At 38.6% G+C, this 6,000-nt stretch carries 4 protein-coding genes; 3 read left to right on the top strand and 1 reads right to left on the bottom strand.

The genetic code is table 11. From position 1 onward, the window contains the following. From E0H88_RS14605 to E0H88_RS14595, 3 genes are all read left to right on the top strand, one after another. Positions 1 to 617 (top strand): SulP family inorganic anion transporter (locus E0H88_RS14605; RefSeq protein WP_131274761.1); only part of this gene is annotated, 617 nt, incomplete at its 5' end. A 371-nt stretch (positions 618 to 988) separates the two neighbouring features. Then, positions 989 to 2,248, top strand: coding sequence for a mechanosensitive ion channel family protein (locus E0H88_RS14600; RefSeq protein WP_131274759.1), 1,260 nt, complete (start codon positions 989 to 991; stop codon positions 2,246 to 2,248). A 200-nt stretch (positions 2,249 to 2,448) separates the two neighbouring features. Continuing rightward, positions 2,449 to 4,416, top strand: coding sequence for a glycine betaine transporter (locus tag E0H88_RS14595; RefSeq protein ID WP_131274757.1), 1,968 nt, complete (start codon positions 2,449 to 2,451; stop codon positions 4,414 to 4,416). Positions 4,417 to 4,448: 32 nt separating this feature from the next. Here the strand turns inward: E0H88_RS14595 and E0H88_RS14590 are convergent, their stop codons facing one another. Next, on the bottom strand, positions 4,449 to 5,858 hold the full coding sequence (locus E0H88_RS14590) for a TIGR00341 family protein (protein WP_131274755.1): 1,410 nt from the start codon (positions 5,856 to 5,858) through the stop codon (positions 4,449 to 4,451). Positions 5,859 to 6,000 lie beyond the last annotated feature (142 nt).

Here is a 6,000-nt window from a genome sequence, read left to right as displayed (position 1 = left end):
TTGGTCAATCTATGATTAACGTAAAATCAGGCGGCCTTACACGCTTATCAACATTCTCTGCGGGTATTTTTCTTCTTATTCTGGTTGTATTTATTAGTGACTGGCTCAAAGTGATTCCAATGGCTGCATTGGTAGCGGTGATGATCATGGTCTCGATCAGTACCTTTGAATGGAGTTCTGTCACTCAGTTAAAAGATAATCCTAAGAGCAGTAATATCGTCATGATTGCGACCGTAATTGTAGTTGTTGCTACGCATAACCTGGCTCTAGGTGTATTAACGGGCGTATTGCTTTCAGCCTTGTTCTTGGCGAATAAACTTGAAAATGATATCCAGGTAACAGCATCTTTTGAAGGAACAGCCCGTTTATATGATTTGAGAGGTCAGATCTTCTTTAGTTCTTCTGAAAAATTCATGCAAGGTTTTGACTTTAAAGAGAACGTTAAGGAGGTCATTATTGATCTGACGCACTCTCATATTTGGGATGTGACGTCTGTTGCGATGCTTGACTCTGTTGTCTGCAAATTCCAGAAAAACGGGATTAAGGTTACTGTGCGTAGTTTAAATGAAGCAAGTTCTATCATGATTGATAAATATGGGACACATGCCAAGATTTAAGGTTAGGAAATTCTATTCATAGGTAGAATTTCTTAAATAAAGATAATTAGTTTTAATTCAAAAACCACATGCTGTTTCTAAAAGCCCATCTATTCTTAGTTGGGCTTTTTTATATTTATATTCATAAACTTGGAATATTGAAATTCTATTGAATCGATACTAATAAATTTAAGGATTTTGTAGATTAAGTTAAAAACCAGAATATGTAACAAAATTTTAGAATGTAGAAGAAGCGTTACTTTAAATTAAAAATAGAACACTGCCAGATACACTACATCATCTTTACAGGTCGAGTGTGAGGGATTCGCAGATCAAGCGATATGTCCTTTACTCAGTAAATTAAATATTTAAAACCTTAAAGAGAGTATCTTTTGCAACAATTTAACTTTATTCAAAATCTTCAAGAATGGTCTAATCAATACCCCTGGTTAGAGATGGTTTCCTCCTTCAGTATTGTGATTTTTTTGGCAATCCTCGCTAATTTTTTTTCCAAACAAGTCATTGTACGTGGCATACGCAAGCTTATTTCGAAAACAGGCTTTGGCAATAACGACATCGTTACCCAATATAGTGTAATACAGCGTATAGCGAATATTGTACCTGCACTGGTGATCATGAATGGGATTTCTACAGTTCCTCACCTGTCAGATAAAGTTGAAAATTTTGTGCAAATGGGCACACAGGCTTTTATATTCTTGACTATTGCACTGGCAATATCAGAATTTCTCAATATTTTTAACCTGATTTATCAGCGTAATCCTAAATCTAGAAACAAACCTATTAAAGGATACCTGCAGTTAGTAAAACTGATTATTTATGTGGTCTGTGTCCTGATGATTATTGGCACGTTCCTAGATAAAGATGTGTTTACTTTACTGGCAGGTTTTGGAGCAATGGCAGCCGTATTGATGCTGGTGTTTCAAAATACCATCTTGTCTTTAGTCGCATCTGTACAAATTTCTTCGTATGACATGGTGCGTATTGGTGATTGGATTGAAATGCCATCACTAAATGCAGATGGTGATGTCATTGATATCTCCTTGCATACGGTCACAGTACAAAACTGGGACAAAACACTCACCACGATTCCAACCAACAAACTGATTACTGATACCTTTAAAAACTGGCGAGGCATGCAGGATGCGGGGGTAAGACGGATTAAACGTTTATTGCTGATCGATCAAAGCTCCGTGCATTTTATGACGTCTCAAGAACAAGACAAGCTGAAAAATTTCTTATTACTAGATCACTATCTCAATAGTAAAAATGAGGAACTTGAACAGTCCAATCAGCAGTTAGTCAATCAGTCTCAATATAACCACCGTCGTTTAACCAATCTGGGTACTTTCCGTGCTTATATTGAGTTTTACTTGAAACAACACCCAAGCATAAACAATACAGAAGCGTTGATTATTCGCCAGTTACAACCGACTAGCGAAGGTTTACCTTTAGAAATTTATGCCTTCACTCAAACCGCGCTCTGGAAGGAGTATGAAAATATCCAGTCAGATATTTTTGATCATTTAATTGCGATTATTCCTGAGTTTGGCTTAAAACTGTATCAAGCACCTTCCGGTACAGACTTCAGGCAATTGGCAATCACGACTTCAGAAAGGCTTGAATATAACTAAGGCATTATATTGTGAAGCTCAGCAATCTCCATCCTCTAACAATTCTGAAGTACTAAATGAAGTTCTAGCACCTAATCCGTTTAGTTCTTTACATCAAATAGATAGTTAAACATGAGAGCTGCTTTCTTTTAAATAAGTAGCTCATCTAATAATTTTTCTTCTTTTGGAGCTTTGTTCCAATACAAAATATGGGGGGAATTATGCCTTCGAAAAACGAATCCTGGTTTGATAATGTCAATCCAAATGTTTTTTTGAGTACCGTTGCACTCATTTCTGTTTTTTTGACATTTGTGATTTTTACGCCCGCAGCATTTGATCTGATTACACAGCAGCTAAATCAATGGATTACCCATTCATTTAGCTGGTTCTATGTGTTGTCTGTCGCAATATTTTTGATCGTACTCGCGTGTATTGCCTTATCGAAAATAGGGCAAATCAAACTTGGCCCCGATCACAGTGAACCTGAATATAAAAACAGCTCCTGGTTTGCCATGCTTTTTACTGCGGGGATGGGCATTGGTCTAATGTTTTTTGGGATTGCGGAGCCTGTCATGCACTATGTCAGCCCACCAACCGGAACGCCCGAAACCATTCAATCAGCGCAACAGGCGATGAGAATTACGTTTTTCCATTGGGGCTTACATGCTTGGGCAATTTATGCCTTGGTAGGTTTAAGTCTGGCATATTTCTCATTCAGACATAACTTACCTTTAAAAGTTCGCTCAGGTCTATATCCGATCATTGGCAAACGTATTTATGGACCGATTGGAGATGGGATTGATACCTTTGCAACGATTGGTACCATTTTTGGTATTGCGACGACATTAGGATTTGGAGTCACCCAGATCAGTTCGGGCTTGAACTACTTATTCGGTTTGCAGAACAGTTTGCAGACTCAAATTCTTTTGATTGTTGTGGTCAGTATCCTTGCATCCTTTTCAGTTTTTTTAGGGCTGGATAAAGGAATTAAACGGTTATCGGAGCTCAATATCATTTTGGCAGTGATATTACTCCTCTTCGTCTTCTTCGCCAGTTCAACCATTTATATTTTACAGACCACGATCCAGAATATTGGACAGTATGTTTCCAATTTATTTGTGATGACTTTCAATCTTTACGCCTATCAGCCAACTGGCTGGATTGGAGGTTGGACGATCATGTACTGGGCTTGGTGGATTTCCTGGTCACCTTTTGTCGGTATGTTTATTGCCCGCGTATCTCGTGGCCGTTCAATCCGTGAATTTATTGTAGGCGTGTTATTGATTCCGACTGGATTTACATTGGTTTGGATGGGTTTTATGGGGAACGCTGCATTATTTAGCATTCTGTTTGGAAATCATTCCAGTCTAGTATTGGCTGTAGAAAAAGATTCTTCTGTTGCCTTATTCGAATTTTTAAAGACTTTACCTCTCTCTAGTGTATCCAGTCTGGTTGCTACCCTCCTGATCTTCCTGTTTTTTGTTACTTCGGCTGATTCAGGAGCCTTGATCACAGATTACCTTACGGCTAAAACGGAGCACTCCCCTGTTTGGCAACGTTTGTTCTGGACAGCTGTGATTGCTGTTCTTTCTATTATCTTGCTGATCGTTGGTGGTTTAAGTGCCTTGCAATCTGCAGTGATCATGAGTGCCTTGCCTTTTACTTTCATTATGCTGTTATTGTGCTGGGGGTTAATCAAGGCACTACGTTTAGATGTCTTAAAAGTACAGGCCCTACAAAGTGCTAGGATCACACCACGAGCTATACAAAACCCAAGAAGCTGGCAACAGCGTCTAGGTTTAATTATGCATTACCCACATTCTAAAGCCGAAGTAACGGCCTATATTCATCAGAATGTTCATCAGGCTTTTCAGAACATAAAACATGAATTTCAGCGCCGGAATCTGGATGTTTCAATCCGTGAGGTTGATGGGGGGCTATTACTGAAAGTAGATCATCAAGATGAAATCAACTTCATCTATCAAGTCGTGGCTACTGAAACACGAGCTCCGAGTTTTATGCTCGATGACGAAAGTAGCCTCTCTCAGAAATATTACAAAGCGGAAGTTTTTCTAAAAGAAGGGGGGAAAAACTACAATGTCATGGAATGGACACAAGAAGATTTACTCCAGGACATTATTGATCAATACGAACGCCACTTGTATTTTTTAAATGTAGTCCGTAATTAAACAATCTACATAGCAGTTCAAATTAACAAGTATTAGTTTGAACTGCTATCTTTTTGATTAACAATATCTTGATTTACCAAAAAATTTAATAGTACAGCATCCGTCTTCATTCTAACCTTGAACCAATTTTCAATGCGAATTTGATCTTCACTCGATAGTGGTTCAGATGTTCTCACACTAAGTTGCAGTATTTGCTTTTGATTGGGATCAGTCGGTAAATCAATGCCTTGTCCTAGAAAAATAGAGCTTACAGTGGGATGCTGTGCACGTAGCTCTGCAAAAACATCATTTGCATTGGCAAATAAAGCATTTTTCACCCTTAATTCTTGCTGTAATTGTTTTACCTGTTCATCCTTTTGGCGCAGGGCTTCTTGTCCATTCAGATACAAATCACTCAATACCCCAGATTTTAAGGCAGTCACATCAACCTTATCATCATTGGTTTGATGCACAATAATTTTAGTTCCTTCGAGATTTGCAACAGCAAGTCTCCTTTCAATATTCTGCAACGTCGCCTGACTTAAGGGCAAACCGACTAAAGCCAACTCAATGGTCCGTGTCTTGCTATCAATTTTTGAACTGGCGACTTGTGTTTCTTTAAAGGTAAATTCTTGTGTAATGAATTTGTTGGCAGTTGATTTAAAAACTTCTTCATTAACTAATTTAGTCGCCAGATAGGCACTTGGAATTGCGGTCACCATTGCGATCATCAGCAAAGATATTTTTACACATCTTTCTACTTTTTCGTCAGCAAAACTATGTGGCTTTAACCTTAAAATCCGGATACCGATAATAGTTGCCAAACTGATGAACACACAATTGATGGTATATAAATACAGTGCACCACCAACAAAGCTCCACTGTCCAGTTGCAATACCAAATCCAGCAGTACAGACAGGTGGCATCAATGCTGTAGCAATCGCCACCCCTGGAATAACATTTGATTTTTCTTCTCGAGTGATCCCAATGATTCCTGCCAATCCACCAAATAATGCGATGAGCACATCCCAAACGGTTGGGCTAGTTCGTGATAAAAGTTCAGATTGTGCATTATCGAGGGGTGATATCGAGAAATATAGAGTGGATACGACCAAGCTGATCAGTGTTGCAATACCTAGGTTGAAGAGTGCCCGTTTTACCAGTTTAAAGTCATAAACTGCTACACCCAGCCCCACCCCCATGATCGGTCCCATAAGTGGAGAAATTAGCATTGCGCCAATAACCACGGCTGTTGAATTGATATTTAATCCGACTGATGCAATAAAAATAGCGAATATTAAAATCCAGGGAATGGCTCCTGATAGCTCAATCCCATCACGAATACGACGCTCGATTTCATCATCTTCTGCCTTATCTGCCAGCAGACTAAAGCGATGGCGTGCACGTCTTAATCTACTTGTATAATTAAAGGAGGAGTTGTGTTTATTAGAGGTGTTGGTCAATTTAACATCCTACTTTTTATCCATCTGTGGAAAGACCTTTAATCTCAGTCGATTTTTGGTCCTCGTGATTACCTTAGAGTGAGAAAATGAAACATTCCAGAAAACTAACTTTACTCAAAATTACAAAAAAGTCTTAATATCT

The organism is Acinetobacter sp. ANC 4216 (assembly GCF_004331195.1).
GTDB classification, from domain to species: domain Bacteria; phylum Pseudomonadota; class Gammaproteobacteria; order Pseudomonadales; family Moraxellaceae; genus Acinetobacter; species Acinetobacter kookii.
The sequence above is the reverse complement of the archived record's forward strand: the minus strand, read 5'-3'. Positions and strand labels throughout refer to the sequence as shown.

Excerpts from the sequence above, each read along its gene's own strand:
- E0H88_RS14595 (WP_131274757.1), top strand. The coding sequence starts at position 2,449 with ATGCCTTCGAAAAACGAATCCTGGTTTGATAATGTCAATCCAAATGTT.